This is a genomic window from Streptoalloteichus tenebrarius (assembly GCF_024171885.1).
GTDB classification, from domain to species: Bacteria; Actinomycetota; Actinomycetes; order Mycobacteriales; family Pseudonocardiaceae; genus Streptoalloteichus; species Streptoalloteichus tenebrarius.
The window spans coordinates 62,322-88,514 of sequence record NZ_JAMTCP010000020.1 but is presented as its reverse complement, the minus strand read 5'-3'; the positions used below and the strand labels follow the sequence as shown (position 1 = coordinate 88,514).

Sequence of the window (26,193 nt, the reverse complement as noted above, 5' to 3'; positions counted from 1 at the left end):
AGTGGGTGCCGTCGAAGTCCCGAACAACGCGGTCGACTGCCATGTTCCGGAGCGCGGCGCAGGGTGCCGTACAGGTGCGGGCCGGGCGCGTACCCGAGGAAGTCCTCACCCCGCGCGCCGTGAGGATGCTCTGTGGCGATGGTGATGGCATCGGCCAGCGTGATCGCGGTGTCGTGCGGTCGTTGCGCGCTGCGGTGGATGCCGAAGGTCGGGCGATCGACGGGTTCAGTGTGGCGCTGGAGGGCAGCGGGGAGGCGTGGGAGCGGGTCCACCGCGCGTGGGAGGCTGGCGTGCGGGACGCGATCGGTTGGCTGAACGGGCTTGCCGCGCAGGTGGACGAGGCTGTCCCGCTGATGCGGGTGCTGGTCGAGCAGCGTCGTCGTCTGACATCGTGATTGGTGGGCTGCAACACTGATTGGCGTGGCAGCCGACGCACCGACCATCTTGGCGACCTCGATGGGGTTTAACCGTGCCCGCAACCCGTGGCGGCCCGGCCCGGTGTTCCGGTACGCGTTCGACCTGGCCGGTAGTCCGGCGCGGCCGCGGTTGTGCTTCGTGTCAACGGGTACGGGTGATCGGCAGGCCAGCATTGACGCCTTTTACGCCGCATTCGCCGACACCGGTGTGCGGACCTCGCATCTGGCGTTGTTCGAGGACCCGAATGTGCCGGACGTGGCCGCCCATCTGCGGGAGCAGGATGTGATCTGGGTGGACCGGGGCAGTGTGATCAACTTGCTGGCGGTGTGGCGGGCGCATGGGCTACCGGAGATTCTCGCGGAGTGCTGGCGGGCGGGGGTGGTGTTGGCTGGGGAGTCGGCCGGGTCGCTGTGCTGGCACACCGGCGTGATCACCGACTCCTACGGCGGTCTCCGCGGTACCGCCGACGGCCTGGGGCTGGTGCCGTACGCCAACGCGGTGCACTACGGCGAGGGCGCGCGGCGGGCGGCGTTTCACCAGTTCCTCGCCGAGTCCCCGGACCACCTTGTGGGGTACGCGACCGATACTGGAGCGGGCCTGCAATACGAGCATGACCGGCTGGCGGCGGTGATCGCGGACCGGCCATGCGCGGGCGCGTACCGGGTCGTGCGCGGCGCGGATGGCGAGATCGTCGAGGAGCCGTTGGACGTGACCCGGCTGAAACGGGACAAGGGCTCCTGACCGGGCGTCAGCCGGTGGCGACGCTGTCGAGCCGGTGGGTGAGGTCGGCGATCTCGGCGGCGACGTCGCGGCGGTGCCGCCAGTGGCGCAGCACCCCCAGGGTGCGGCGAATCTCGGCTGTCGCCGAGTGCGAGCCGACCTGACCGGCCGCGTCAAGGGCGTGGGCCGCGAGCCGGCAGGCGTCGGCGGGTTGGCCGGCGTTGGCGTAGGCGCGGGCCAGTTTCGCCTTGCTGATGGTGGCGGTGCGGGGTGAGGAGGCGGCCAGCGCGTCCAGCCTCGGTGGGAGCGTGGTGATCACGGCTTCGCCGCGGCCGAGGTAGATGTCGCAGGTGGTCCGGTACACCGCGTACAGATCGTCGCCGGCCACGCTGCGCTGCCCGAGGTGGGCCTCGTCGTCGCGGGCTGGGATGTCGAGCAGTCGCATCGCGTCGTCCAGCGCGCGGGCGGTGGCGTCGGCGTCGCCGGCCAGGGCGTGGCCCATCGCCATCTGTTTGCACGCCAGGCCGCGCACCCAGGACAGGTCCGGCATGTCCAGCACGGGGGCGGCGGCGTCAACGGCGCGCAGCCCGTCGCCGGTGAAGTTGACAACCAACATGGAGCGGCGCACGAACGTGTAGCCGACCATCGGTTCCCAGCGGGCTGCGGCAGCCCACTGCGCGGCCCGATCGACCCAGTACAGGGCACCGGTCGCGTCGGAGGCTTCCTCACACAGCCAGGACAGGGACTCGGCGAAGCGGGCCTGCATGGCCGCGTACGCGCCGCGCTGGGCGGCCGGGGCGCGGCGGCGCAACCCGTCCAGCAGCGCGACCTGGCCGGTCATGCCGTCGATCAACCGGGCGGGCGGCTGGGAGCGGGCCGCGGTGGCGAACCCGGCGAAGGCCCGCTCGAACGCCGTCAGCGGGTCACCGCCGAAGTCGATCCGGGACAGCGCCTGCTCGACGCGCTGGGCCAGCGCGCCACCGAGCGCCCCGATGCTCAGCCCGGCCAGCAGCTCACGGCGCGAGACCGGCATCGTGACCCTCCCCTCCGGCGTTCGGACCATCAGCATGTCCTGGGCGGTGTCTGTGGCGGCACCCCCGCGGTGGATTATCGGTTTCCCGCCGGGTGCGCACAGCATGCGCGCCGCCGCCGCGGGCCTCGGTGCCGCTGTTGGTTGAGGCGGCGAGCAGGGCGCTGATCGCCCCGCCGGTGCCGTAGAGGCCGTCCATCCGGTCGGCCAGCCAGGGTTGGAGCCGCCGGCGGCCGGTTTCCACGGAGGAGATCAGTGATTCGGCGCAGCCGGCTTGGTGCGCGACGGCGGCCAGCGTCAGGTTCGCCGCCTCACGCATCTGCCGCAGCATCGCCCCGAGCCGCTGGTCACCGGGCATGGCTCGCGCTCCTTGACAATTCTTCACAACGAACCGCGTTCGCTTGCTCGCATTCAGTCAAGCACAGCAGCCTGCTTGCAGAGCATCCATCAAGGGGCTGGTCGGTAGCGATCGGGAGGCCGTCATGTCGTGGGCGCAGATCGTGGTCGGCGTATCAGGGTGTTCGTCGGCACGGCGGTCGTCGTGGCCGGCACCGGCTACGGCCTGCACGCCTGGCGGTCACACCGCCGGCTGGTGCGCTGCCAGCGGGACGAGCTGCGCCGCGAGGTGGCGGCCATCCGCGTCCGTTAGCACCGAGAGCTCGACGACGAGCCGGAGCCCGGCCTCACCAGCGGCGGTGTCCCTGCCGTGGCCCCTGACCGGCGAGGACACCGCATCCCATCGGCGAACGGGGAATCGACATGGGCGGCCACAGGCCAGGCCAACAGCCAGCCCGCCCCGACGAACGGGTCGTCACCAACGAAGCCGAGTTGCGGGCCGCGCTGGCCGAGACCTTCCTGGACAACGCCGATTCCGGCCGCCACGACGACAACGACGAGCTGATCCGCCAGCTCGGCCAGTGGCAACGCACTCGGCGGCGATCGGGCTGACTGGGTACCGGCGGTGGCCGAAGCACTCGATGGATGACGCGCCCACCCAGCCGATTCGGATGCTTCCGGTCCGCCGGCCGCGACCAGCAGCTCCGCCTCCGATGGGACAACAGCCGTCTGCCCGCTACCAATTTGGACCTGCTGTGTCGCGTCCGCGACGGCCTGCGCAACCTGCGAACCGAACCGAGGTGATACAGCGGTGCGCGCCTTCGACCTCGCTGAGGACCGCGGGATGCTGAACTTTGCCCGCGAGCACAAGTCCGAGGCCGGCTACCTGGACGTGGCGGCCAACGCGCACGGCGCGGAGAAGGGCTTGCTGGTGCACCGCGCGCTCGGCCGGGTCGAGGCGGCCCGGCCGCACGTGGTGGAGATCGGTCCCGGCGGCGGGGCGGCCGTGGACCACCTTGCCGCCCAACTCGCCGCCGAGCCTCACCAGGACCGCGGGGTGCGGCTGACGTTGATCGAGGCACCGGGCGTGGTGTCCCGGTCGCTGGCCGAGGCTGTTGAGCGGTTCAACCGGGTCGGGGAGTGCGTGTTGCGTCACGGGTTCGCCCAGGACCTCGCCGACTTGCTGGTCGAGCCGGTGGAGGTCATCTCGGCCTCGGCGTTGCTGCACGAGGTCTATTCCTACGGCGGCGGCTATCCCGGCCTGCACGCGATGATGCGCACCCTGCCGGCCGTGCTGACGCCGGGTGGGTTTTTCTGCTACCGCGATGTGTTCGGGGTGGAGGCGCCGTCACTGCACGAGCGGGTTATCCAGTCCTACAACTCGCGGTCCTGGTTGGCGTTCCTGCGGATGTTCACCCCGCAGTACTTGTCCGAGGGCCGTCACCCCTACCACCATGCCGAGGATGAGCTGGTGGCCCGGCAGAACTCCCGCATCGTGCCGGTCTCCGAGCTGGACCCGGCGACCTGTGCGGTGATCACCGCGCCGGTCGGGCTGTTCCGCGAGATTCAGCGGCACTACCTCACCTTCCGCGACCAGGTATGGCGGTCGGGGGCGCTGGGGTTCACCCCGGTGCTGGACGGCGAGCTGGCAGCCGACTGGATCGACTTCCGCGCCGGCCACAAGCGGGTGCACTACCGGCTCACCGACAAGGTCAGCCGGCTCCCCGAGCAGCGCCAGATCATGCTGGCGGCGATGAGCGAGCCCTACGGCGACCATCACACCATCGACAGCGACATCTTCGACTTGCTCACCGACGTCGCGCTGATCGCGTTTCTCGGCGCCGCTGAGGCGGGCGACGCCGAGTGCGCGCGGGTGTGGGAGTCATGGCTACTGCGCGAGGGCCGCGAAACCTACGCCTACCTGACCCTGGACCACCTGCTCACCGCGTTCGCGGTGCACTCGGCCGAGGCCGGCACCGACACCCTGCTCCTGCCCGCCCAGGACGGTGATATCGCGCGGGTGGACCGGCACTACTACAACCGGTTCCTGGGCAAGCGGTTGGCCAATCCGCTGCCCGATGCCAAGCATCTGGTCCTGTTCCGCAACATTCCCCGTGAGGACACCGCGTCGCTGCGGCGGGCGTTCGACGTGGTGCGGGATCATTGCGGCAAGCCCAGCCTGGCCCGCATCTACGCCGCGATCAATCGAGGAGACAACGGGACACCATGAGCGTGATCGAGGTCGAACGCAAACGCGAACTCGCGGACCCGGCCGGGGTGACGGCCAGGCTGGTCGCCGCCGGTTACCACGAGAGCGGCACCAGCGTTGAGGTTGACACCTACTACAGTCGCCCCGACCGCGACTTCCTGGCCACGGTCGAGTGCCTGCGGGTGCGGCGGCGCGACGGGTTCGCCGAGATCACCTACAAGCCTGCGTCCACAAAGGACACCCACTCCGCCGCCGACATCATCGCCAAGCGCGAGACCAATGTCGTCCTCGCCGAACAGGCCACCGCCGCGAACACCCTGCTCGACACCCTGGGCATGGTCCGGCTGTGTCAGGTGGACAAGACCCGCACCACCTACCGGCACCCGGACAACGAGACCATCACCGTGGTCATCGACCTCATCGTCGGGGTCGGCGCGTTCGTCGAGGTCGAGGTGATGGCCGACGACCTGGCCGAGGCCACCAGCCGTCTCGCCGAGGTGGAGCGGCAGCTCGACCTGGCGGACCGCCCGGTGGTGCGCCTGCCCTACCGCGATCTCGTGCTCCAGCACGACCAGCGCAGCGCGCTACACCACGGGTGATGCCGGCCGGGCCGCGGACGCGGCCGGAAGTGAGCCGGGAGCGTGCCCGATGGAATCGGGACCCCCGACTTCGCGCTGTCTGGGACCTCTTTCCGTGTACGCCCGAACGTAGCGTCGCCGGTACCGTGTCGCATCCCCCCATCGCGATGGACCTGTTCACCCGCTGCATCCTCGGGCTGCGACTCTCGCCGGTGTCCACCGAGAGCGACACGGGTGTCCTCAGTGGACTGATACTCGACCGTGACCGTCCTTTGAGGACGGAGACGAACAGGCGAGATCGTCCTCTGAGGACAATGAGAGCGTGGCTTCCTCCGTCCGGCAGGACTCCCTACCGTGGCGACCGGTCAGGGCGGGCGGCACAGACATCCCGCAGGACGTCCAGGAACGCGTGGGATGCCGGGGACAGCGGCTCCTTGCGGTGGCTCACGCCGAAGGGGCACCGCACGCGGGGTTCGAGGGGGCGCACGACGCCGCCCAGTTCCGCGATGCGTTCGGCGTACCACCGGTCTACCAGGGCCGCGCCGGCGCCGGCGAGCACCAGCGGGATGACGGACCCGAGTTGCGGCGTGACCACCCCGGCCCACGCGCGGGGCGTGCCGGCCGTGTCCGCGCCCGTCAGGTGGCGTTCGGCCTCCGCGAGGGCCTGCCGGACGGCGCGGCGCGCCGACCCTCCGTGCATCACAGCTACCAGGGGCAGGGCGTTGACGTCGGCCAGCGGAAACGGGCCGGGGTCGAGGCGCGTGCCAGGGGCCGCCGCCAGCCAGATGTCGTGGCAGCCCAGCTCCTCGCTGACCAACGACGAGGTCTGCGGGAGCGGGAGGTAGGTCACCGCCAGTTCGTGCCGACCGTCGGTGAGGGCGTACACGAGTTCCTCGTCGTCCTGGGCGTTCTCCACCAGCACGTCCATGCCGGGGTGGGCGCGCAGGAACACACCGATCGCGAGGGCGAGCGGGTCGGCGGTCACCGACGCGTGGGCGACCAGTTCGAGGCGTCCGGTGCGCAGCGCCGCCACGTCGGCCACCGCCTCCCGCGCCGACGCGCGGGCGCGGAGCAGACGTCGGGCCGGTTCGACCAACGCCGCGCCCGCCTCCGTGGGCACCGCGCCCCGGGGCATGCGGGTGAACAGGGGTACGCCGGCCCGGCGTTCGATGACCCTGATCGCCTGCGAGAGGGACGGCTGGGCGACGCGCAGCGACTCCGCGGCCGGCGTGATGCCGCCGTTGTCCACCACCGCCAGGAAGTACTCGGCCTGCCTGAGGTCGGTGAAGGGCAGCTCCGAGTGGCGTCTCGGGGCCGTCATGCCCACTCCTCCCCCGTCTCGGTTCCCGCGTCGTCGCGCCCTGCCGGCCGGCGGGCCAGGTTGGCCAGCGCCGCACCCACGGGCGTCAGTTGGCCGGGGAGGTGGGCGAGGCCGTAGGGCTGGCGCAGCGGCGGATCCAGCCTGCGGGTCCGCGCGCCCTGCCCGGCCGCCCACTCCGCCATCTTCCCGGGGAGGAACGACATTCCCGCGCCGGCGAGCACCAGCGGCACCACCATCTCCCGGTGGGCGACCTCGGCGACGACCCGGAGCCGCACGCCGTGGGCGGCGAGATGTTCGACCACGAGCTGGCGCTGCCGGCCGCCGCCGGTGACGCTCACGGTCTCGCGGTCGGCCAGCTCCCGTACCGGCAGCGGGTCGGGCAGGTCAGGCCCGCCGGGAGGGAGAACGGCAAGCAATTCGTGCACGCCCAGCTCCTCGACAGCCAGGCCCGGCTCGTTCAGCGGCAGGTAGGTCAGGGCGACCTCGGCGCGCGCCCCGGTGAGCATGCCCGGCACCTCCGCGTCCTCGTCGGCCATGTGGACGCGCACCCGCACGTCGGGATGCAGCGTGCGGAAGCGGCCGAGCAGGCCGGCGCCCGGGTCGACGGCCAACAGCGGCGTGGTGACGAGGTCGAGGACACCCGCGAGGACGCCGCCGCACTGGTCGACGACGTCGCGGGCGCGCCGCAGTTCCCGCAGCAGTCGCCGCGCGTGCGGGACGAACACGCGTCCGGCCGGGGTCAGCACCGCGCCCCGGTTGAGCCGGTGCAGCAGGGGCGTGCCCATCTCTCGCTCCAGCGCGCCGAGAGCCTGGGACAGCGACGGCTGGGCCACGTTCATGGCCGTCGCCGCGTGCCCGAGGCTGCCGTGCTCGGCGACGGCGAGGAAGTACGCCAACTGCTGGGCGTTCATCTTCCGCACCGTACCCGCCGGGAGGCGCTGGTTCGGATCGGTCGCATGTCGGTCCCACGGTCGTTCCGGTGCTCAGGCCACAGGGTCAACGCCCTCGCCAGCGCGGCGGGCGCTTCTCCGCGAAGGCCCGCGCGCCCTCGGCGGCGTCCTCGGAGCGGAGGACTTCGGCGACCACCTCGTCCTGGAGACGGAACGCCTCGGCCTCCGGCAGGTCGGCCCCTTGGTCGAGCACCCGCTTGACGGCGGCGACGGCCAGCGGCGCGTTGGCCGCGATCGTCTTGGCGAGCGCGAGTGCCGCGGTGAGGGCTTCCCCGGGTTCGGTCACCTGGTTGACCAGGCCCAACGCGGCGGCGCGTTCCGCGCTGAGTGGACGGCCGGTCAGCAGTGCCTCGGCGGCGACCGCGCGCGGGACACGGCGGGGAAGGCGGACCAGTCCGCCCTCGGGGGCGACGATGCCCCTGGTGACTTCAGGCAGGCCGAAGGAGGCGTCGCGGGCGGCGACGACGAGGTCGCAGGCGAGGACCATCTCGGTGCCGCCACCGAGCGCCCAGCCCTCGACGGCGGCGATCAGCGGGGTGGTGCGGGTGGCCCTGGTCAGCCCGCCGAAGCCGCGCCCGGCGAGCACGGGGCTCTCCCCTCGGGCGAACGCCTTCAGGTCCATGCCCGCGCTGAAGACGCCGCCGCTGCCGGTGAGGACGCCGACGCGCAGCGCCGGGTCGGCGTCCAGCGTGTCGAGCGCGGCGGCGAGGGCCTCGGCGGTGCGGCGGTCCACCGCGTTGCGAACCTCGGGACGGTCGAGCGTGATGATCAGGACGTGGTCGCGGCGTTCGGTGCGGACCACCGACGTCTCGGGCGGGTGTTCGGTGCTGGACACGACGGATTCCTCCAGGAGGGCGGACGCGGGTGCGCGTCCGATGTGGCCTTGTAGGGAGCTGTGGTCTTCGAGGGAGAGGGCTCGGCACGAGCCAGCGGACGAGAGCGGCGGCACCCCCAAGCTCCGGGGCTCGGCACCCGCACGGCTTGGTTCGCCGCCGGCCGGCATGGTCGCCGCCGAACCCTGCGGGACGGCAACGGTCGTTGCTCGGCAGTGCGCGGGTCACCGCGAAGACGGGTGTGGCGTGACCTGCCGGAACGGCACAGGCCAGCCCTGGAAGAGGTGTCGACAACCGGTTCTGGCGCTGGTCATGCGCGGGAACCCTGACCACTCTGGTGACAGGTGTGCGGGCGCTGTGCCGAGGGTGATCAACCGACGTGACCGGGAGGTCCCGGTCGGCTCCAGCACCGTGCGCGCCCACCAGCACGCCGCCGGCGCGCCGCACCTCCGCGTCCCCCCACAGGGGGCGAGGACGAAACGTGCGGCGGGCACCGTGAGCCACGTGATCACGCCATCTGGCCATCCTGCTCATCTGGCTTTGGAGACAGGCCCCGGGCGTCAGCTCGCGGGCGTCAGCTCGCGGGCGGCGTTGACGCGTCGAGCACGGCCGCGATCCGCTCCGGGCTGTAGCCGATCTCGGACAGCACGGACTCGGTGTCCTCGCCCAGTTCGGGGCAGTGGCGGCGCACTCCCCCGGTCTCGCCGGAGAAGCGCACCGGGTTGCCGATGACGCGGTATCCGCCCTCACGCGGGTGCTGCTGGACGTCGAGCATGCCGCCCTTGGCCCAGTACGCGTGCTCGCCGGCGTGGTCGAGGTCCATGACGGGCGCGAACGGGATGCTGTGCTCGGAGCAGAACGCCTCCCACTCCGCCGTGGTGTGCTGCTCGGTGTAGAGCGCGAGGACCTCGTAGAGTTCGCCGACCTTGGACTGGAAGTTCTCCCGTGTGAAGCGGTCCATCTCCTCGGGGTGGCCGACGAACGCGAAGAACGCGTCGGCGTCGCGGTAGCTGTACGGGAGGATGCAGGCGTGGCCGTCCCTGGTGGGGAACGCCGCGTGGCCGGGCTCCAGGGAGCGGGGGAAGCCGACCGGTCCCGCCGGCGGTTCGTAGGCCAGTCCGCCGATGTGCTCGACGAGGGTGAAGGCGAACATGGTGTCGGCCATCGGCACCTCGACGTGTTGTCCCTTCCCGGTGCGCTGCCGGCCCAGCAGGGCGGCCAGGACCGAGTACGCGATGGTCAGGCCGCACACCTTGTCGGCCAGCGCCGTGGGGACGTAGTAGGGCTTGCCGGTGGTGCGCCGCATCAGGTCAACCATGCCGGTGCAGGCCTGGATGACCTCGTCGTAGGCGGCGTAGTCGGCGGCGGGCGAGTCGGAGCGGAAGCCCTGGGCGTTGCAGTAGACCAGCCCCGGGTTGGTCTCGGCGAGGTCCTCGTAGGTCAGGCCGAGCTTGCGCAGGGCGCGGGGCCGCATGTTGGTGATCAGCGCGTCGGCGGTGGCGACGAGGTCCAGCGCCGCCTGCCGGCCCTCGGGCGTCTTCAGGTCGAGGCGGACGCTGCGCTTGTTGCGGTTGAGGTTGAGGGCGAGCGCCCCGGTGCTGTCGGCGTCCCTGCGGTGCAGCCGGCGCATGACGTCGCCGGTCGGCGGCTCGATCTTGATGACGTCGGCGCCGAGGTCGCCGAGGATCTGGCAGGCGTAGGGGCCCATGATGACGCCGGCCATGTCGATGACGCGCAGGCCGTCGAGGGGGCGGGCGGGCGCGCCGGCCCCGGTGGGGGCAGACGCACTGGACACAGTGGACATGAGTGTTCGTTCCCTTGGGACGTGGAGACGGTAGGACGTGGGTCGCCCGGCGATGCGCGGTCTCGCGGGGTGGCGCGGGGACCAGCGGAGCGGGAGACCGCCGAAACGGGAGGCCAGCGGCGCGGGAGATCAGACGAAGGCGCTGAAACCGGTGGCGGCACGACCGACGATGAGCGAGTTCATGTCGCGGGTGCCCTCGTAGGAGTAGAGCGCCTCGGCGTCGGCGAAGAAGCGGGCCGCCTTGTGCTCCAGCAGGATGCCGTTGCCGCCGAAGATCTCCCGGCCCCAGGCGACGGTCTCCCGCATGCGGGTGGTGCAGAACATCTTGGCCATGGCGGCCTGGGCCTCGCTGAGCCGGTCCTCGGCCTGGAGCGCCGCCATGCGCACGGCCATGGCCTGGCAGGCGGTGATGTTGCCGAGCATGCGCGACAGCAGGTCCTGCACGAGCTGGAAGCTGGCGATGGGCCGGCCGAACTGCTCGCGCTCGACGGCGTAGGCGCGGGCGGCCTCGTAGGCGCCGATCGAGCAGCCGATGGCGAACCAGGCGACGCCGCCCCTGGTGACCTTCAGGACGCGGGCGGTGTCCCGGAAGGAGTTGGCGCGCTGGAGCCGGTTGTCCTCGGGCACGCGGACGTCGTCCAGGACGATGTGGGCGTTCTGCACGCCGCGCAGCGCGATCTTGCCCTCCAGCTTGCGCGCGGTGAACCCGGGTGTGCCCTTCTCGACGACGAAGCCCTTGACCTGGCCGTCGGCCTCGTCGTGGGCCCAGACGACCACGAGGTCGGCGAAGGTGGCGTTGCCGATCCACTTCTTCTCGCCGTTGAGCACCCACGTGTCGCCCTCGCGGCGGGCGGTGGTGAGCAGGCCGCCGGCGGTCGCCGAGCCGACCAGCGGCTCGGTGAGGGCGAAGGCGCCGATCCTGGTCCAGCGCGCCATCTCCGGCAGCCAGCGCTCCCGCTGCTCGTCGGAGCCGCACTCGCGGATCGACCCCATGCCGAGTCCACTGTGGACGCCGTAGAAGGTGGCGAACGACGGGTCGGTCCGCGCCATCTCCATGCTGATCAGTCCGTTGAGGAGCGGGCCGCGCTCGTCGACGCCGGGGGCGTCGCCGGGCAGCCCGGTGATGTTCAGCTCGCGGATGGCGTCCACCAGGTGGAGCGGGGACTCGGCGCGGGCCCACAGCTCGGTGGCGGTCGGCTCCACCTTCTCGGCCAGGAAGGCGCGGACGCGGTCGAGGGTCCGCCGTTCCTGGTCGGACAGGAGGTCCTTGACCCGGAAGAAGTCGCCTTCCACGGCGGCCGGGTCGATCTTCTTCTGCTGCCTGGACATGGGTCGTCCTTCCTCGGCGGGACCGGGCGCCGGCCGGCGGGCGGCCGGCCGGGTGCGGGAGCGGATACCCAGGAAGATCACGAGTCCCACCTGTCGGGGACGTGACGCTGGCTGGTCGGCGCGGGGGCCGTCGCTCCGTCGAGTTCCAGTGGACGCCCGGCGAGCCGATAGATCAAAGACCAATCTTCAGGGCTACCCCCAGGCGTTTCCTATGGCTCGCCCGGTAGCCGAGATGGTCTTGACGGCTCACGGAAGCCGGACGTATGGTTGCGTTATCAAACCAGTTGGCTACTGCAACACCAGTGGTCAGCGCGATGTCAGCAGGTGGAGGGCTCGCATGTCGAGGCCCGAAGAGGAGATCTCCGGCCTGATCCGCCAGTTGGTCACCCTCACCCGACGCGTCCGGATCAACGCCGGACGCCTGCGCCCCGAGCTGAGCTTCGTCGGCTACGCGCTGCTCAGCCAGATGGCCGAGCACGACGGGGTGCGCGCCGGGGACCTGGTGGAGCTGACCGGGCTCAACAAGTCCACGATCAGTCGCCAGGTCGCCGACCTCCAGCGGGCCGGCCTCATCGTCCGCGAGCTGGACCCCGCCGACAGCCGCGTGCTGCTCCTGCGGCCCAGCGCCCTCGGCCGCGAGTTGCTGGCCGAGGCCGACATCGAGATGCGCCGCGAGGTCCGACGCCGCACCCGGGACTGGACGCCCGAGGAGGTCGCGACCCTCCGCGCGCTGCTGACCCGCTACAACGCGGGACCCGCCGACGAGGCGCCCGCGCACACCACGGCCGCCAGGGAGGCGACCGAACCCCCGGACTGAGTGAGGCCAGGCACCCATGCGCGCAGACGAGGTCCTCCGGACCCTCTCCACGCCCCTCAACGCGCCCGCCTACCCGCAGGGCCCGTACCGGTTCACCGACCGCGAATACCTCAACATCACCTACCGCACCGACCCCGACGCGCTGCGCGCCGTGGTCCCCGAACCCCTCCGGGTGCCGGAACCCCTGGTGCGGTTCGAGGTCATGCGGATGCCGGACGTGACGGGACTGGGCGACTACACCGAGTCCGGCCAGGTCGTCGCCGTGGAGCACGACGGCGAGCCCGGCGAGTTCAACCTCGCCATGTACGTCGACAGCCTCCCCGCCATCGCCTCGGGCCGCGAACTCAGCGCCTACCCCAAGAAGCTGGGCGCGCCCCGGCTGTACGTCGACTCCGACACCCTGGTCGGCACCCTCGACTACGGCAGCCTGCGCGTCGCCACGGCCACCATGGGCTACAAGCACCGACCTATGGACCCCGACGCCGCGCGCGCCGAGCTGTGCGTCCCCACCTACATGCTCAAGGTCGTGCCCGGCTACGACGGCCGGCCGAGGATCTGCGAGCTGGTCCGCTCCCGGATCTCCGACATCACCGTGAAGGGCGCGTGGACCGGGCCGGCGCGGCTCCAGCTCCACGCCCACGCCCTGGCCCCGCTCGCCGACCTGCCGGTGCTGGAGATCGTCTCGGCGAGCCACGTCCTCACCGACCTCACGCTGGGCCGCGCCGAGGTCGTGCACGACTACCTCGCGGCCTGACCGCCCGCCCCCACGCGGGCCGCAACATCTCTCCTGAGAAGTAAGGAAGCACCACCATGGAACGGACAGAGGTCCACGACGCCCTGAGCGACTTCCGTCGGGCGACCGTGGTCGGGGCCGGCGTCATCGGCATCTCCTGGACCGGGCTCTTCCTGGCCAGGGGCCTGACCGTGACCGTCACCGACCCCCGGCCCGACGTCGAGGACGCGGTCCGCGCCGGGCTCGACGAGCTGCGCCCCGCCCTCGACGCCCTGGGCCTGCCCACCGAGGGCCTGACCGACCACCTCCGGTTCGAGGCCGACCTCGCCACCGCCGTGGCCGACGCGGACGTGGTCCAGGAGAACGGGCCGGAACGCGTGGAGGTCAAGCGGGAACTGTGGGCGACCATCGAGCGGGCCGCGCCCGACCACGCCCTGTTCGCCACCTCCACCTCCGGCATCCCGGCCTCGGAGATCGCCACCGCGCTGCGGCGGCCGGAACGGCTCGTCGTCGGCCACCCCTTCAACCCGCCGCACCTGGTTCCGCTGGTGGAGATCGTCCCCGGCGAGCGCACCGCCGAGGAGACGGTGGAGCGAGCCCGCGCCTTCTACACCGCGCTGGGCAAGAAGCCGCAGGTGCTGCGCAAGGAGATCCCGGGGTTCGTGGCCAACCGCCTCCAGTCCGCGCTGTTCCGCGAGTGCGTGCACCTGGTGGCGGAGGGCGTGGTCACCGAGGCCGAACTCGACGAGATCGTCACCTCCTCCATCGGGCTGCGCTGGGCGGTGGCCGGCCCGTTCCGGACGTTCCACCTCGGCGGCGGCCCCGGCGGCCTCCCCCACTTCCTCAGCCACCTCGGCAGTCGCATGGAGCACGGCTGGCGCGGTCTCGGCACCCCGTCGTTCGACGAGCCCACCCTGGCCCGGCTCACCGAGCAGGCGCGGGAGGCGTTCGGCGCGCGCGGCGTGGCCGAGCTGGCCGCCGAGCGCGACCGCGCGCAGATCGCCCTGATGCGGGCGCTGGCCGAGGCCCGCGCGAACGAGGCCCGGGCCGACGCCTGATCCCCACGGCCGGCCTGCCACGTCCCGGCCCGCCGCCACCGCCACCGCCGTCGCCGCCTCACGCCGGGCGGCGACGGCACCCCTCCCAGTAAGGCACCCGCACCATGTCCGACCTGACCCAGAAGATCATTGACGCGGTCGAGCACCCGCTCACCACCGACGAGGGCTTCGACGTCCACGCCGCACTGGACGAGGTGCTCGGCGGGGTCGGCCTGTCCGCCTCCGACGCGGGCGGCGCCGTCACCTTCCGAGGCGCCGACCCCGTCGTCCCGTCCACGCTGCGGCTGGGCGCCGTCCCCGCGATCGGGCTGACGGCCAAGTCCGTCGCGCTGGCCGCCCTGTGGCGGCAGCGCGGCGGAGCCGGCCAGGACATCACGATGGACCTGCGCAAGGCGCCGCACCGGTTGTGCCCGTTCTACGACCGCAGGTGGGAGAAGCTCAACGGCTTCAGCCCCGGAACCCCCCACGACCCCAACAGCCCGTTCTCGCTGGCCTTCTACCGGACCCGCGACGACCGCTGGGTGATGCCGCTCAACATCTACCCCGGCCTGAAGCGTGCCACCATGCGGCTGCTGCGGTGCTGGGACGACGCGGACGCCGTGGCCAGGGCGATCGCCCGGTGGGATGCGGCCGAGCTGGAGCGGGCCGGCGAGGAGGCGGGCGTGGTGATGCCGATGCTGCGCACCACGCGCGAGTTCCTGGCCGAGCCCCAGTACCGCGACGTCCTCGCGCACCTGCCGCTGATCGAGATCGAGAAGATCGGCGACAGCGACCCCGAGCCGCTGCCCGCCGGCGCGACCCAGCCGCTGGACGGCGTCCGCGCCCTCGGCATGGGCCACGTCATCGCGGGCGCGGGCATCGGCAGGGACCTCGCCCAACACGGCGCCGACGTCCTCAACCTGTGGCGGCCCACCGAGTGGGAGAACGACGTCACCTACTACTCGGCCAACGTGGGCGTCCGCTCGGCCACCGTGGACCCCTACTCGACGGAGGGCGCGGCGCTCGTCCGGTCCCTGCTGCGCGACGCGGACGTCTTCTTCGCCAACCGGCGCGGCGGGTTCCTGGAGCGGATCGGGCTGAGCGCCCACGAGGCGGCGGAGATCCGCCCCGGCCTCATCCACGCCAACGTCTCGCTGCACGGCGAGACCGGCCCGTGGGCGCGGCGGGTGGGCTTCGACCAGTCCGCGGGCTGCGTGACCGGCACGATGTTCCTGGAAGGCGACGGCACCACTCCCCAGTTGCCGCCGATCAAGGTGGTCAACGACTACGTGCTGTCCTGGCTGGCCACCACCGGCATCGTCCGGGCGCTGATGCTGCGCGCGACCGAGGGCGGCAGCTACCGCGTCCACGTCTCGCTGACCAGGGTCGCGGCCTGGATTCTCAGTCTCGGCGTCTTCGACAGGGACTACGCCCACGCGGTCGCGGGTCGGGGCGAGGAGCATGCCTACCTGGACCCGGACGTCTTCACCGCCCAGACCGCGTGCGGCGTCTACCAGGGCGTCACCGACCAGGTCGTGATGAGCGGGACCCCGGGTCGGTTCCGAACCGTGCTCGTCCCGCGCGGCTCGGGCAGCCCGGTCTGGCTCCCGCGCTGAACGGGAGGAGCGGACGGAGGAGCGCGACACACGCGGTGGCCTTGTGACCCCTGTGCGGCCGGCGGTCGACCTGGGATCGTGGCGGCCATGCGGATGAGCCATGACCCGGAGGCCGACGCGAGCTACGTGAGGTTGGTCGACCAGATCCATCCCGGTGAGGCCGTCACCCAGATCGTGGTGGAGGACGACCGACTGCCCGGCGGGGTCGTGCTCGACCTCGACGCCGACGGGCGTCTGCTGGGCATCGAGGTGCTCGGCGCGTCACGCCTGCTCCGCCCGGAGGTGCTGCGCCGGGCGAGGCGCGGAGGCTGACGGGGCCTGGTGGGACCGGCCTGGCAGGACCAGTCGGGCGAGGTCGGCCCTGGTGCCTCCCGTAGGATGGTGATCATGTGCTGCGGCGTTTCCTGAGCGGGCGGACAGCCTGACCGACCAGACCCCGACGTCCTCCGCGTCGGGTTCTTCTCCCCTGTCCGCTCTGTTCTGAGGAATGCGCACATGTACCGACTGACCTCCGCCCATGCCCTCGACCGCCGCGTCGAGTCGTTGCGGGTCCTCGCCGAGGCCGATCCCAGGCTGGAGGGCGTGCTGCTCTACGGCTCGTGGACTCTCGGCGAGGCCGACGCCCACTCCGACATCGAGGCGTACCTCTACGTCCGGGACGAGCACGTCGACGACTTCGACGGTCGCGAGTTCGTCGGGCGGCTGGCTCCGCTGAAGCTGGCCTACACCAACATGTACGGCATCCTCGCCGTGGTCTTCGACGACCTGATGCGCGGCGAGTTCCACGTGGAGGCGGCCGGAGCGGGCATCGACGCGGTCGCCTCCTGGGTCGGCATGGTGCACCTGCCCGACCCGGACGCGGCCGTCCTGCTCGACCGGAGCGGTCGGCTGACCAGGGCCGCCCACCAGCTCGCCGAGTTCCGCCCGCCGGAGCCGGTCACCACCGCCCAGAAGCTGGCCGACGAACTCGCCAACTGGACCCTCATGCTCGCGCACGTGCTGGCCAGGGGTGAGATCGCCAGGGGGCACGCCCTGCTCCACACGATCATCGCGCCGCTCCAGCTCCAGCTCTGCCGGCTCCTGCGCGGCTCGACCGCGCACTGGCTCACGCCCAGCCGGGCGTGGGAGCGGGACATCGCGCCGGCGGACCAGGAGCGTTACGTGGAGACGACCGCGTCCGCACGCGAGGACGAGGTGCGTGCGGCGGCCCAGCGGAGTTGGCGGTGGAGCCGGGACCTGATGGCCGAGGCGAGCGGGCGGTGGGGCATCCAGCTCCCGCTCGACCTGCACGAGGAGATCGCGGATCTCCTGCGCGCGGGCTGAGCGCCCGGCGGGCTCGCCCTGGGATTCGTCACCGGGACGAAACCACCCGGTGTGGAAGCCTGTGCCCGTACGCCATCGGTGAGGCGGTGGCGTACGGGCACCCACCCCGCAAGACAATCCACAGTGGACAGAGGTGGGGCGGTCGCCAGGTCAGACGGCACGTCAGACGCTGGCCAGCACGCCCTGTGCCGGCCGTTCGACCGGCGACGGAGCCGGAGGCCGGTACTACGATGGCCGCATGGTCCGTGTCCCCCTGACCGCGCTGGAACGACTCCGCGGCGAACGCCTGGGCGCCCTGTTGCGACAGGCCCGCGGCGAGCGGAGCATGGTGGAGGTCGCCGCCGCGGCGGGGATCTCGCCCGAGACCCTCCGCAAGATCGAGACCGGGCGGGCGCCCACGCCGTCCTTCTTCACCATCGCGACGATCGCCTCGACCCTGGGCATCTCGCTGGACGAGCTGTTCGCGACCTGCCACGACGAGGCGAACCTGTCAGCCTCGGCCTGATCACGGCGCGGTGGGCGCCGCACCCGAGCGTCAGGGGGCGGTGAGGACGATCCGCTCCTCCTCCGCGATCGTCATCGTGCGCTCCACGTGCGCGGCCCAGGAGCCGTCGACCGTACGCAGCGTCCAGCCATCCTCGTCGCGGCAGCACTCGCCCTTCCCACCCCGGACGAACCTGGGTGCCAGCGCCAGCGCCAGCCCGGGGCGCAGCCGCAGTCCCCGGCCGGGTCGGCCCTCGTTCGGTGCGAAGAGGGCCTCGTGCATCGCGCCGCCGACCCCGTGCCCACCGTGACCCTCGGTCAACCCGGAGCCAGGGCGGGTCCGACGCCGCCGATCGCGTGGCTGGTGTCGCCCAGCGTCACATCTGGTCGCGCAGCCGGTACCCGTCCGGCAGACCACGCACCACCGCGTCGTTCACGGACGCGCAGATGACCTCGGGATTGGGCGTGGGCGCCCAGCCGGGGTGGTAGTCCAGGGACGACGGCTCGCAACGTCGTCCCTGGTCACCGCCGCAGCGACGTCGTCCAGCTCCCGCAGCCTCACACCCCCACGGCGGCGTGCAACGTGCACGACGGCGAGGGTGTTCGCCACGACCCGCTCCGCCTCCCGCATCGCGCCCTGTTCCTGGGCGGCCTTCAGCGCGATCTTCCCCGCGCGCTCTGACCCACCGGCCTCCGGTCGCCCTCCGGCGTGGCCGAAGTCACTCGCGGGCGAGGTCGAGGTGGTGGTCGATGTCGCGGTGGACGACCCGCAGGCCCGCCCGCTCGGCCGCCGAAGCCAGGACCGGGTCGTCCTCCTCGCGGATCGCCAGTGTGGACACCGGCGTCTCCCGTGCGCGCAGGGTAGAGATCAAACTGACGATCCCAGCGGCCAGGACGTCGGGGTGCGGACGGTGGTGCGCGACGTAGCCGACGGAGGCGTAGCCGTCCGCGACGATCGCGGGGAACTGGATGAGCGGACGGCCGGACTCGTCGAGCACGTCGAGCACCACGGACTCGGCGTCGAGTTCGGGCGGCAGGTCAAGGTCGAGGTCGAGTTGCCGCCGAACGTCCTCCTCCGTCCACTGTGGACGGCCGTGGACGGAGCCCGCCCGGTACAGCGCGGCGTAGTCCGCGTACGGCGCGGGGTCCGGCATGTGCCGCGCCCGCACCACGGGCAGGTCGTGGGGCGGTGTCCAGTCGTCGAGCGGAGTTGCGCCCCAGTACCTGCTGTGCTCGACACCGGGCACGGCCCCGTGTGTCTCAGCGAGCCGGTCAGCGTGGACCTCGGAGGCGTCCCAGGCCACCCCGTCGCACCCGCTCTCCCGCGCGTGGGCCACGAGCCGGTCGACCAGTGCCCGGACGAGGGCGAACTCCTCAGTGCCCTCCGCGGAGTCCTCTGTGGAGTCCCTCTCGACGTCCTCTCCGGCCAGGCATCCTCTGATTTCGTTGATCTCCCGGGCGGCCAGGCGCCACGTCAGCGTGGGCCGGGGTTGCCGTCCGCGAGGGGCGTGCAGTTCGGCCCACCCCAGCAGCACGCCGTCCCGGCGGGCGACCGCCGTGGCGAGGACCCGCGGCCGGGAGGCGAGGTCACAGGCGGCGCCCACGGCGCCCGCGATGCCCGCGATGCCCGCGGTGCCCTCCACGAGGTCGTCCTCGTGGAGGGCGTCCTCAGTCCCCTCAGGGAACGCCGCCGCCCAGAGTTCCTCCTCCAGCGCGTCCGCGAGGTGCGGTTCCGTCGATACCTCGATCTTCACTCTGTCCTCTGTCGACGGTGGCTCCGGCTCGGCCCGTCGAGGGCCGAGCCTCGGTCGACGTCGAGGGTACGGAACCCGAACCCGTGGTCGCGGTCACGCACGGGACCCGGCGGACGGGCCGCTCAGGAGTCGGCCGACGCGAGTCGACGGGCGTAGGCGGTGAAGTCGACCGGCTCCCGGCCGAGCACCCGCTGGACCCCGTCGGACAGCGCCTCGGAGTGCCCCTCGCGGATGTGCGCGAACATCAGCCCGGTGACCGCCGCCGCCTCGGCGGGCCAGCCGCGGCCGGTGATCTCCTCGTGGTACTGCTCGTCGCTCACGGCCGTGAAGCGGAGGTCCCTCCCGGTCGCCCCGGCGATCTCGGCGACGGCCTCGCCCCAGGTCATCGCGCGTGGGCCGGACAACTCGTAGGTCATGCCCGCGTGCCCGTCGCCGGTGAGGGCGGCCACGGCCACCTCGGCGATGTCCTCGGCGTCGATGAACGGCTCCCTGCCCTCGCCGGTGGGCAGGCGCAGCTCTCCCTGGTTCAGGGCGTCGACCAGCAGCGCCTCCTCGCCGAAGTTCTGCGCGAACCAGGTCGGCCGCAGCACTGTCCATTCCACAGTGGACTCGCGGACCGCGTTCTCGGTGGCGAGCCAGGCCTCGTCGCCCAGCTCGCCCCAGACCCGCGCGGACAGCAGGACCAGGCGGCGCACGCCGCTGGCCTGTGCCCGCGCGACGAACGCCCTCATCTCCTCGGCGGCGGTGGCGGTCTGCGAGTCGACCAGGTAGACGGCGCCGACGCCGGACAGGGCCGGCCCCCAGGTGGCCTCGTCGGCCCAGTCGAAGCGCACGTCGCCGGAGGAGCGGGACGCCACCCGCGTCGCCACCCCGAGGTGACGGAGTCGGGCTGCCACGCGGCGGCCGGTCTTGCCCGTGCCGCCGGTGACCAGGATCGGTGCGGTAGTCATGTCATTCAGTCAAGCGACCGACCGCCCCGAACGGGATCGTTGATCGTCCGAAATGGATACGCGTCCGTCCCGCCCGCCCGACCGACCGCGCTCGGGCGAGGAAGCCACGCCCGGACGAGGCGAGCGAGGGACTGACGTCACCGCACGCGGTGTGGTGGGCGGCGCGGCGGTCGTGGCGGCCCCGAGATCTCGGTCCGGGCGAGCCACTCCCCTGCGCCACCCACTTCACTCATCGGGAGCTGGCGAGCGCGGGGCGGTCGTCAAGACGCGCGCACTCCCGGCACGCGCGCGCCGAGGCGCCCACGATCACGTGCGACACCGCGGTGATCGCCGCCCCCAGGACCGCCAGCGGCCAGTTGGTCGCGAGGGCGGCGGTGACGGCGAGCGTGAGCGCGACGGCCGCCATGGCCACCGAGCACGCGGTCCCCGCCCACGCGATCACCCGTGGCAGCCGGCCGGGGACCGGGAGCCGGCGGGCGAGCGGGCCGGTCACGGCCAGGGTCGACGCGGCGAGCAGCGCGGCGGCGGCCATCACGCCGGCGAGGTGCCCGACCAGTGTCCGCAGTGGCCAGTCGGTGTTCTGGTCGGCGACCCGCATCAGCAGCCAGCAGGTGACCAGGGCGGCGACCGAGACCGCGACGGTCCTGGCGGTGTGGCGGGTCTGGGCGAGCGTCAGCTCCCGCTGGAGCTCCGGGACCAGGTCGTCGGCGGTCCCGAACTCGCGCACCGCCTGGCTGGCCGCGTGGTGGTCGGGCGCCCCGTGGGGGCTGTGGGCGGCCGCGGCGTCGGTGAGGCCGTCGTGGATCTCCTGGATCATCCGGGCCTTGACCTGCGCCGGCCCGCGCAGGGCGGTGGACAGGACGCGGACGTAGTCCTCGATCGGGTCGCCCGCCTGGTCGGCGGAGTCGACCCGGGTTCCGACGGCGGTCATGAGACGGGCCGGGGCTGGGTGGCGGGGGCCAGCACGGAGCCGATGGCGTGGGTGAACGCCTGCCACGCCGAGCGCTCGGTGTCGAGGTTGCGCCGCCCGACCTCGGTCAGCTCGTAGCAGCGTCGACGTCGTTCGCCCACGGACTGCCAGCTACTGCGCAGCAGCCCGAGCCGCTCCAGCCGGTTCAGCGCCGGATAGATCGTTCCCGTGCGCAGCTCCAGCGCGCCGCCACTGCGGTCCTGGACCGCCGTGATGATCGCGTAGCCGTGCAGCGGGCCGGCTTCGAGCACGGACAGCAGCATCCCGTCCAGGTGGCCTCGTACGGCGTCAGCCCTCATAGGTAGGCAGTCTATACACCCGTATGTAGGCGTGCTATGTATTGGCAGCCAACGTATGGGTTGACGTTTTTCCACGAAGGGGTCCACGGTGACCAAGCTGATGCTGTCGGTGCACGTCCTCGCGGCGATCCTCGCGATCGGGCCGGTCGCCGTGGCGGCCTCGATGTTCCCCCGCCTCGCCAGGGAACGGGCCGCCGGCGGGGCGGGCGGACGGGGTGCCGGGCTCCCGCGGTTCCTGCACCGGATCTGCCGCGTGTACACGATCGTCGGGATCGCCGTCCCCGCCTTCGGGGCCGCCACCGCCGCCCAGCTCGGCGTGCTCGGCGACGCCTGGCTGATCGTCTCGATGATCCTGACCGCGGTCGCCGCCGCCATCCTCACGCTGGTGATCCTGCCCGGCCAGCGGCGACTGCTCACCGTGGTGAGCGCCACCGTCACCGGCGCCGAGAGCGCCGCCGCCGAGGTCCGCTCGGCCGCGGCCCGGCTCGCCGCGCTCACCGGGGTCTTCAACCTGATCTGGGCGGTCGTGGTCGTCCTGATGATCGTCCGGCCCGGCTCCACCACCGGTGTGTGACCTCCGGAAACGACGACCGACAGAGGAGAGCGACCTCGTGAACGACACGACCGGTACGACCGGCACGACCGAAACGGTCAACACGACCGGCACGACCGACACGAACTACGCCGACGCCGACGCGGCGCGCGACTACCACAGGCTGCCGATCCCCCGCACCGAGACGGCCCTCAGGACGATGCGCCACGTGCGGGACGTCGAGGCCCCCGCGATCTTCAACCACAGCATGCGCACCTACCTGTACGGCCGTTTCCTCGGCGAGCACCAGGGTCTGCGCCCCGACCACGACTACGACGACGAACTCCTGTTCCTGGGCTCGGTGCTGCACGACGTCGGCCTGACCCCCGCCGGCGACCGGGACCAGACCTTCGACATCGACGGGGCCGACCTCGCGGCCGAGATCCTCACCGCCCAGGGCCTCGCCCCTGACCGGGTCGAGGTGGTGTGGGACGCCGTCGCCCTGCACCTGCACACCGACATCGCGCAGCACAAGCGCCCCGAGATCGCGCTCGTGTCGGCGGGCGCGGGATACGACCTCACCCCGCTGGGCCCCACCCTCCCCGCCGAGTACCTCGACCGCATCCACCGCGCGTTCCCCCGTCGGCACGGCGCGGCCGCGCTCCATGACGCCATCGTCGAGCAGGCGCTCGCCAAGCCCCACAAGGCCCCGCCGTTCAGCATGCCCGGCGAGCTGGTGCGCCAGCACACCGGTCAGGCGTGGCCGACCTGGAAGGACCTGATGAACCAGGAGCCGAGCTGGCACGACTACGACGGCTACGGCTCCCTCCTCCCCACCGGCGACCCGAGCGCCAGGGGCTGACGCGGTGCCCCCTGGCCCCTCCCACCACCAGGCGGGAGGGGCCAGGGCCGGCGACGCGCCCGTCGGCTCCGGACTCAGACGTTGACCGTGTACCAGTGCTGCCAGGCGCCGTTCACGTGGTCGCGCATGTTGATCCCCGCGCCGTCCCAGGGGTCACCGTGGTTCTGGATGCTGAGCACCTGGCCGTTCACGTCGGTGTGCAGCTCCCGGTTGACGAAGTACCAGCGCTGGTTGGCGTTGCCGTGGCAGTCCCCGACCGCCTGCGCGGGGGCGTTGATCTCCCCGTGGCGCACGTCGAGGCAGTGCCGGGCCGCGAGGTTGCGCAGCTTCCGGCCGTCCCAGGTCCAGAGCTGGCGGCCGGTGCCGTCGCAGGTCCGCATCTCGACGTTGTCGCCGTTGGTGGTCAGGCACTTGTGGTGCAGGTCGCTGCGGATCTCGAAGAAGGTGGCCGCCGACGCGGGCGTCGCCCACAGCAGGGACGAGGACGCGACGGCGAGCACGGTCGCCGCGAGGACACTTCGCATGGATGGAACCCCTCTCGCGTGCCGAACGGAGGACCTCGGACGCTCCTCCCGTCGGCTCGGCACACGGCGAGCATGTCCCGGGCGATCAACCGGGGGACATCCCGAGGTTTGGGGGGTTGCCAGCGCGGGCGGCGGCCGTCCGGGCGGGTGGCGTTCCGCTGTTCGGCGACGAGGACAGCGCGCGACGAGCCGCCGCAGGGGCGTGCCTGCGGCCAAACGGGCGTCTTCCGTTGCCCGTCCGGTCACCCTCACGCCAGACTCCAGCCCGTGCGCCGTTCGGGGGAACGACTGCTGCGGGAGTTGCCGGAGGCCGCCCGCCAGCGACTCGACCTGGCCGAGGTGGGCGAGGTGGTCTCCCACGCGATCGCGGCCGAGGTGCCGCACGACGGCGTGCGGCTCCTGGCCACCTGCCCGTCGGCGGGCCTCCCGATGGGGTCGTTCAGCTTCTGGCACGGGTACGAGCCCGAGTTCGGGCGGGAGTTGCTGCGCGGCTACTACCTGGGCGACGATCCCGTGCCGCCGGAGGCGCTGGCGCGGCGGTCGACCCCGCTCGACGTGCTCGGACCGGACCACCGGCTCCTCACCGAGCACGAGATCGGCAGCGAGCTTCGGCTGTTGCTGCGCGACGACAGTGGGGTGTGGGGAGTCCTCGGCCTGACCCGGGCCGAGGGCCGAGACCCGTTCGACCGCGGCGACGCGTGCCGGGCGGCGGATCTGGCGCGGCCCCTGATGGCGGCCCTGCGCGAGTACGTCAGGGCGGGGCCGTTGGCGCCCGTGGTGCCGCCGCTGCCCGCGGGCGTCATCGTCCTCGGGCCGGACCACCGGGTCAGGGCCGTCACCCCGCAGGCGTTCCAGTGGTTGGAGCGCCTCCGGGGCGGGCGGCCGTCACCGGAGTGGATCGCCGAGTCGTTCCTCGTCGGGCTGTCCTCGGCGGCGCGGCGGGGAGCGCGCGGCCCCCTCGCCGGCGCGACCGCCTGGGGTCCGCCCATCACGCACGGCCGGTGGGTCACCTACCAGGGACAGCCGTTGGACGCGGACGGCGTTGGCGACGTCGCCGTCGTGATCCAGGCGGCGACGGGTCCTCAGCTCCTGCCCGTGTTGTGCGACTGGTACGGCATCAGCCACCGCGAGCGGCAGATCGTCGAGGACCTGTACGACGGGGCCGCGCCGAAGCAGGTCGCGCGGCGGCGCGGCCTGTCCGTGCACACGGTGAACGACCACCTCAAGTCGGTGTTCCGCAAGACCGGCGCCGGCGGCCGTGACGAGCTGATCGCCGCCGTCACGGGTTGATCCGCGCAACCCCGCCCCGGGCCGGGAACACGAGACCACCGTGCCTGCCCCACGAGTCCGTGTCTCCCAGGGCGGCCAGATCGTTTCTGGTTCCGCCGTTCCGGGAGGGCGGCCCGGTGCCCCGCCGACGACGCTGAGTGCGACGAGCGCGGCGGGAGTTGCCCTTGTTCGCGATCACCGGCTCCGGGGCGGGTGGTGAGCCGGCCCGGCCCCGGCCGCCGGAACCGACATGGTGCGCTCGTGGACAGTGCCGCCCGTCAACACCACCGACAGTGGCCGGCCATGCCCATCGCAGGCGAGAGGGATCATCGTGGTGGGTCCGCCGCCGGAGCGACCGAGGGCATGATCAGCCTGGCGCACCGTGCCCGCCGCCCAGTGTGTCCGCCCCTCTGTGTGGTACGCGGAGGTGCGGTGGGTGTCGGAGGCGTGTTGGTGGGCAGGCGCAATGCTGGAACGACCCAGACCTCCGGCCGAGACCGTCAATCGCCCCTCACCTTCGACACCAGCGTCGTCGAGGCTCCCGGCGCGCCACCCCCGCGAGAAGTGGTCGCAGACCGTCTTCCACGGTCCACGTCGCGGCCGTAGGTGATGCCAGGCCACATCCGTCTTCACCTTGACGAGCTTCCCGTTGATCACGCGATGCCTCGTCCGCCCGAGGACGTCCCTTCGTGCCCGCGCACCACGTCGCACGATCACCAGATCAGCCACACCAGCCCTGAGGGCGGACCCAGGACAGCGAGTCCGATGTGGATAGTCCAAAGAGGACGCGCTTGGCGGCGGCGGTGCCGGCGTCGCGAACCGGTCTCCCGCGAGTCGGCAGCGCTGACCGTGTCGGGTGGCGCTCAGGAGGTCGGCGAGGTCTCGGGGTCGCCCAGCGCGCGGTGCAGCAGGTGGAGGACGTCCCGCACGACCCGGTCGACGTCGATCTCGTCGCCCTGGGAGATCAGGTCGTCCAGGAGGCCGTCGGCGGCGTGGTAGACCATCCGGAACGCGACCGCGGGGTCGGGCGCGTGGAAGGCCCCGGCCTGCGCGCCCCGGACGACGAAGTCGCACACGAGGTCGATGACGCGCTGGTTCGCCTGCTTGCAGATCTCCAGCGCCTTGGCGTTGGCCGAGCCGTAGACGATCCGGTGCAGCGAGGCGTTCTCCTTCTCCACGGCGTGGTGGACGAGGGCGGTCAGGACGTTGTCGAGGGTCGGCCACCACGCGCCGCCCTCCCCGAGGATGTCCTGGGCGGTGGTGACGATCGCGTCGACGTACCGCTCCCACAGCGCTCCGAGGAGGTGGTCCTTGGAGTCGAAGTACAGGTAGAACGTGCCCTTGCCGATCTCGGCGGCGGCGGCGATCTCGGTGATCGTCGCCTCGCCGAAACCGGTGGTGGCGAAGACGCGGCGGCCCGCGCGGAGGATGTCCTCCCTGCGGTCCTCCGGGCTCTTGGTCACCCGTTTGCGACGCGTCCTCGTCGTCATCCAGCAC

The 26,193-nt window shown here is 72.3% G+C and carries 30 protein-coding genes; 16 read left to right on the top strand and 14 right to left on the bottom strand.

The features are described 5' to 3' along the window. The first annotated feature begins 74 nt into the window (after window positions 1–74). Window positions 75–395 carry a hypothetical protein gene (locus LX15_RS17765; protein WP_253670732.1) on the top strand — a complete coding sequence of 107 codons (321 nt, stop codon included), beginning with the start codon at window positions 75–77 and terminating at the stop codon, window positions 393–395. A 25-nt stretch (window positions 396–420) separates the two neighbouring features. Then, window positions 421–1,158 carry a Type 1 glutamine amidotransferase-like domain-containing protein gene (locus tag LX15_RS17760; protein ID WP_253670731.1) on the top strand — a complete coding sequence of 246 codons (738 nt, stop codon included), beginning with the start codon at window positions 421–423 and terminating at the stop codon, window positions 1,156–1,158. 7 nt (window positions 1,159–1,165) lie between these two features. Here the strand turns inward: LX15_RS17760 and LX15_RS17755 are convergent, their stop codons facing one another. Further along, window positions 1,166–2,170 (bottom strand): hypothetical protein, encoded by a 1,005-nt coding sequence (locus LX15_RS17755; protein ID WP_253670730.1) that lies wholly within the window; start codon window positions 2,168–2,170, stop codon window positions 1,166–1,168. Then, window positions 2,151–2,525: a helix-turn-helix domain-containing protein gene (locus LX15_RS17750; RefSeq protein ID WP_253670729.1), complete on the bottom strand. Its 375-nt coding sequence runs from the start codon at window positions 2,523–2,525 to the stop codon at window positions 2,151–2,153. The genes LX15_RS17755 and LX15_RS17750 overlap by 20 nt, the downstream gene beginning before the upstream one ends. A gap of 129 nt (window positions 2,526–2,654) precedes the next feature. On the opposite strand from LX15_RS17750, the gene LX15_RS17745 reads away from it, so the two are divergent. The 4 genes from LX15_RS17745 (at window position 2,655) to cyaB (ending at window position 5,311) form a co-directional block, all read left to right on the top strand. Continuing rightward, window positions 2,655–2,816: a hypothetical protein gene (locus LX15_RS17745; protein WP_253670728.1), complete on the top strand. Its 162-nt coding sequence runs from the start codon at window positions 2,655–2,657 to the stop codon at window positions 2,814–2,816. A gap of 110 nt (window positions 2,817–2,926) precedes the next feature. Continuing rightward, window positions 2,927–3,115 carry a hypothetical protein gene (locus tag LX15_RS17740; protein ID WP_253670727.1) on the top strand — a complete coding sequence of 63 codons (189 nt, stop codon included), beginning with the start codon at window positions 2,927–2,929 and terminating at the stop codon, window positions 3,113–3,115. 232 nt (window positions 3,116–3,347) lie between these two features. Further along, window positions 3,348–4,733, top strand: a complete 1,386-nt coding sequence (locus LX15_RS17735) for a class I SAM-dependent methyltransferase (RefSeq protein WP_253670726.1) — start codon at window positions 3,348–3,350, stop codon at window positions 4,731–4,733. Beyond that, complete coding sequence (cyaB, locus tag LX15_RS17730; protein WP_253670725.1) at window positions 4,730–5,311, top strand: class IV adenylate cyclase; 582 nt, start codon at window positions 4,730–4,732, stop codon at window positions 5,309–5,311. The genes LX15_RS17735 and cyaB overlap by 4 nt, the downstream gene beginning before the upstream one ends. 328 nt (window positions 5,312–5,639) lie before the next feature. Here cyaB and LX15_RS17725 read toward each other — a convergent pair whose 3' ends face one another. The 5 genes from LX15_RS17725 to LX15_RS17705 form a co-directional block, all read right to left on the bottom strand. Next, entirely contained in the window at window positions 5,640–6,611 is a 972-nt protein-coding gene (locus tag LX15_RS17725; protein WP_253670724.1) for a LysR family transcriptional regulator, read from the bottom strand. Then, complete coding sequence (locus tag LX15_RS17720; protein ID WP_253670723.1) at window positions 6,608–7,522, bottom strand: LysR family transcriptional regulator; 915 nt, start codon at window positions 7,520–7,522, stop codon at window positions 6,608–6,610. Before LX15_RS17720 ends, LX15_RS17725 begins: the two co-directional genes overlap by 4 nt. Before the next feature lie 85 nt (window positions 7,523–7,607). After that, entirely contained in the window at window positions 7,608–8,396 is a 789-nt protein-coding gene (locus LX15_RS17715; protein WP_253670722.1) for a crotonase/enoyl-CoA hydratase family protein, read from the bottom strand. Between the two features lie 572 nt (window positions 8,397–8,968). Continuing rightward, window positions 8,969–10,189 (bottom strand): CaiB/BaiF CoA transferase family protein, encoded by a 1,221-nt coding sequence (locus LX15_RS17710; RefSeq protein WP_372502746.1) that lies wholly within the window; start codon window positions 10,187–10,189, stop codon window positions 8,969–8,971. 138 nt (window positions 10,190–10,327) lie between these two features. Continuing rightward, on the bottom strand, window positions 10,328–11,527 hold the full coding sequence (locus LX15_RS17705) for an acyl-CoA dehydrogenase family protein (RefSeq protein ID WP_253670720.1): 1,200 nt from the start codon (window positions 11,525–11,527) through the stop codon (window positions 10,328–10,330). 337 nt (window positions 11,528–11,864) lie between these two features. On the opposite strand from LX15_RS17705, the gene LX15_RS17700 reads away from it, so the two are divergent. The 7 genes from LX15_RS17700 (at window position 11,865) to LX15_RS17670 (ending at window position 17,558) form a co-directional block, all read left to right on the top strand. Then, entirely contained in the window at window positions 11,865–12,344 is a 480-nt protein-coding gene (locus LX15_RS17700; RefSeq protein ID WP_253670719.1) for a MarR family winged helix-turn-helix transcriptional regulator, read from the top strand. Between the two features lie 16 nt (window positions 12,345–12,360). After that, complete coding sequence (locus LX15_RS17695) at window positions 12,361–13,098, top strand: acetoacetate decarboxylase (RefSeq protein WP_253670718.1); 738 nt, start codon at window positions 12,361–12,363, stop codon at window positions 13,096–13,098. 56 nt (window positions 13,099–13,154) lie between these two features. Continuing rightward, window positions 13,155–14,135, top strand: coding sequence for a 3-hydroxyacyl-CoA dehydrogenase family protein (locus LX15_RS17690; protein ID WP_253670717.1), 981 nt, complete (start codon window positions 13,155–13,157; stop codon window positions 14,133–14,135). A gap of 104 nt (window positions 14,136–14,239) precedes the next feature. Further along, window positions 14,240–15,730, top strand: a complete 1,491-nt coding sequence (locus LX15_RS17685) for a CoA transferase (protein ID WP_253670716.1) — start codon at window positions 14,240–14,242, stop codon at window positions 15,728–15,730. 87 nt (window positions 15,731–15,817) lie between these two features. Continuing rightward, entirely contained in the window at window positions 15,818–16,042 is a 225-nt protein-coding gene (locus LX15_RS17680; RefSeq protein ID WP_253670715.1) for a DUF2283 domain-containing protein, read from the top strand. A 183-nt stretch (window positions 16,043–16,225) separates the two neighbouring features. Then, a complete protein-coding gene (locus LX15_RS17675) occupies window positions 16,226–17,053 on the top strand; it encodes a nucleotidyltransferase domain-containing protein (protein ID WP_253670714.1) in 828 nt (275 codons plus the stop codon). A gap of 238 nt (window positions 17,054–17,291) precedes the next feature. Continuing rightward, window positions 17,292–17,558, top strand: a complete 267-nt coding sequence (locus LX15_RS17670) for a helix-turn-helix domain-containing protein (RefSeq protein ID WP_253670713.1) — start codon at window positions 17,292–17,294, stop codon at window positions 17,556–17,558. A gap of 30 nt (window positions 17,559–17,588) precedes the next feature. On the opposite strand, the gene LX15_RS33155 is transcribed toward LX15_RS17670, so the two are convergent. From LX15_RS33155 to LX15_RS17645, 5 genes are all read right to left on the bottom strand, one after another. Beyond that, entirely contained in the window at window positions 17,589–17,819 is a 231-nt protein-coding gene (locus LX15_RS33155; protein ID WP_308213483.1) for a hypothetical protein, read from the bottom strand. Window positions 17,820–18,255: 436 nt separating this feature from the next. Further along, a complete protein-coding gene (locus tag LX15_RS17660; RefSeq protein ID WP_253670712.1) occupies window positions 18,256–19,290 on the bottom strand; it encodes a hypothetical protein in 1,035 nt (344 codons plus the stop codon). A gap of 122 nt (window positions 19,291–19,412) precedes the next feature. Beyond that, window positions 19,413–20,240, bottom strand: coding sequence for an NAD(P)H-binding protein (locus LX15_RS17655; RefSeq protein ID WP_253670711.1), 828 nt, complete (start codon window positions 20,238–20,240; stop codon window positions 19,413–19,415). A 229-nt stretch (window positions 20,241–20,469) separates the two neighbouring features. Beyond that, the gene (locus tag LX15_RS17650) at window positions 20,470–21,171 is read right to left on the bottom strand and encodes a permease prefix domain 1-containing protein (protein WP_253670710.1); all 702 of its coding nucleotides are present in this window, start codon (window positions 21,169–21,171) and stop codon (window positions 20,470–20,472) included. Further along, complete coding sequence (locus LX15_RS17645; RefSeq protein ID WP_253670709.1) at window positions 21,168–21,509, bottom strand: PadR family transcriptional regulator; 342 nt, start codon at window positions 21,507–21,509, stop codon at window positions 21,168–21,170. Before LX15_RS17645 ends, LX15_RS17650 begins: the two co-directional genes overlap by 4 nt. Before the next feature lie 88 nt (window positions 21,510–21,597). On the opposite strand from LX15_RS17645, the gene LX15_RS17640 reads away from it, so the two are divergent. Both LX15_RS17640 and LX15_RS17635 read left to right on the top strand, forming a co-directional pair. Then, a complete protein-coding gene (locus LX15_RS17640; protein ID WP_253670708.1) occupies window positions 21,598–22,083 on the top strand; it encodes a DUF2269 family protein in 486 nt (161 codons plus the stop codon). Window positions 22,084–22,120: 37 nt separating this feature from the next. Further along, a complete protein-coding gene (locus LX15_RS17635; protein ID WP_253670707.1) occupies window positions 22,121–22,903 on the top strand; it encodes an HD domain-containing protein in 783 nt (260 codons plus the stop codon). A 74-nt stretch (window positions 22,904–22,977) separates the two neighbouring features. Here the strand turns inward: LX15_RS17635 and LX15_RS17630 are convergent, their stop codons facing one another. Continuing rightward, window positions 22,978–23,427 carry an RICIN domain-containing protein gene (locus tag LX15_RS17630; protein WP_253670706.1) on the bottom strand — a complete coding sequence of 150 codons (450 nt, stop codon included), beginning with the start codon at window positions 23,425–23,427 and terminating at the stop codon, window positions 22,978–22,980. 267 nt (window positions 23,428–23,694) lie between these two features. Here LX15_RS17630 and LX15_RS17625 point away from each other — a divergent pair, with 267 nt between their 5' ends. Continuing rightward, the gene (locus LX15_RS17625) at window positions 23,695–24,717 is read left to right on the top strand and encodes a helix-turn-helix transcriptional regulator (RefSeq protein WP_253670705.1); all 1,023 of its coding nucleotides are present in this window, start codon (window positions 23,695–23,697) and stop codon (window positions 24,715–24,717) included. Between the two features lie 842 nt (window positions 24,718–25,559). Here the strand turns inward: LX15_RS17625 and LX15_RS17620 are convergent. Continuing rightward, window positions 25,560–26,186, bottom strand: a complete 627-nt coding sequence (locus tag LX15_RS17620) for a TetR/AcrR family transcriptional regulator (protein WP_253670704.1) — start codon at window positions 26,184–26,186, stop codon at window positions 25,560–25,562. Window positions 26,187–26,193 lie beyond the last annotated feature (7 nt).

Coding starts and splice junctions, on each gene's coding strand:
- LX15_RS17650 (WP_253670710.1), bottom strand. CDS start 21,171: ATGACCGCCGTCGGAACCCGGGTCGACTCCGCCGACCAGGCGGGCGAC.
- LX15_RS17655 (WP_253670711.1), bottom strand. CDS start 20,240: ATGACTACCGCACCGATCCTGGTCACCGGCGGCACGGGCAAGACCGGC.
- LX15_RS17685 (WP_253670716.1), top strand. CDS start 14,240: ATGTCCGACCTGACCCAGAAGATCATTGACGCGGTCGAGCACCCGCTC.
- LX15_RS17725 (WP_253670724.1), bottom strand. CDS start 6,611: ATGACGGCCCCGAGACGCCACTCGGAGCTGCCCTTCACCGACCTCAGG.
- LX15_RS17630 (WP_253670706.1), bottom strand. CDS start 23,427: ATGCGAAGTGTCCTCGCGGCGACCGTGCTCGCCGTCGCGTCCTCGTCC.
- LX15_RS17695 (WP_253670718.1), top strand. CDS start 12,361: ATGCGCGCAGACGAGGTCCTCCGGACCCTCTCCACGCCCCTCAACGCG.
- LX15_RS17705 (WP_253670720.1), bottom strand. CDS start 11,527: ATGTCCAGGCAGCAGAAGAAGATCGACCCGGCCGCCGTGGAAGGCGAC.
- LX15_RS17620 (WP_253670704.1), bottom strand. CDS start 26,186: ATGACGACGAGGACGCGTCGCAAACGGGTGACCAAGAGCCCGGAGGAC.
- LX15_RS17755 (WP_253670730.1), bottom strand. CDS start 2,170: ATGCCGGTCTCGCGCCGTGAGCTGCTGGCCGGGCTGAGCATCGGGGCG.
- LX15_RS33155 (WP_308213483.1), bottom strand. CDS start 17,819: ATGCACGAGGCCCTCTTCGCACCGAACGAGGGCCGACCCGGCCGGGGA.
- LX15_RS17740 (WP_253670727.1), top strand. CDS start 2,927: ATGGGCGGCCACAGGCCAGGCCAACAGCCAGCCCGCCCCGACGAACGG.
- LX15_RS17750 (WP_253670729.1), bottom strand. CDS start 2,525: ATGCCCGGTGACCAGCGGCTCGGGGCGATGCTGCGGCAGATGCGTGAG.
- LX15_RS17680 (WP_253670715.1), top strand. CDS start 15,818: ATGCGGATGAGCCATGACCCGGAGGCCGACGCGAGCTACGTGAGGTTG.
- cyaB (WP_253670725.1), top strand. CDS start 4,730: ATGAGCGTGATCGAGGTCGAACGCAAACGCGAACTCGCGGACCCGGCC.
- LX15_RS17670 (WP_253670713.1), top strand. CDS start 17,292: ATGGTCCGTGTCCCCCTGACCGCGCTGGAACGACTCCGCGGCGAACGC.
- LX15_RS17675 (WP_253670714.1), top strand. CDS start 16,226: ATGTACCGACTGACCTCCGCCCATGCCCTCGACCGCCGCGTCGAGTCG.
- LX15_RS17700 (WP_253670719.1), top strand. CDS start 11,865: ATGTCGAGGCCCGAAGAGGAGATCTCCGGCCTGATCCGCCAGTTGGTC.
- LX15_RS17735 (WP_253670726.1), top strand. CDS start 3,348: ATGCTGAACTTTGCCCGCGAGCACAAGTCCGAGGCCGGCTACCTGGAC.
- LX15_RS17645 (WP_253670709.1), bottom strand. CDS start 21,509: ATGAGGGCTGACGCCGTACGAGGCCACCTGGACGGGATGCTGCTGTCC.
- LX15_RS17720 (WP_253670723.1), bottom strand. CDS start 7,522: ATGAACGCCCAGCAGTTGGCGTACTTCCTCGCCGTCGCCGAGCACGGC.
- LX15_RS17690 (WP_253670717.1), top strand. CDS start 13,155: ATGGAACGGACAGAGGTCCACGACGCCCTGAGCGACTTCCGTCGGGCG.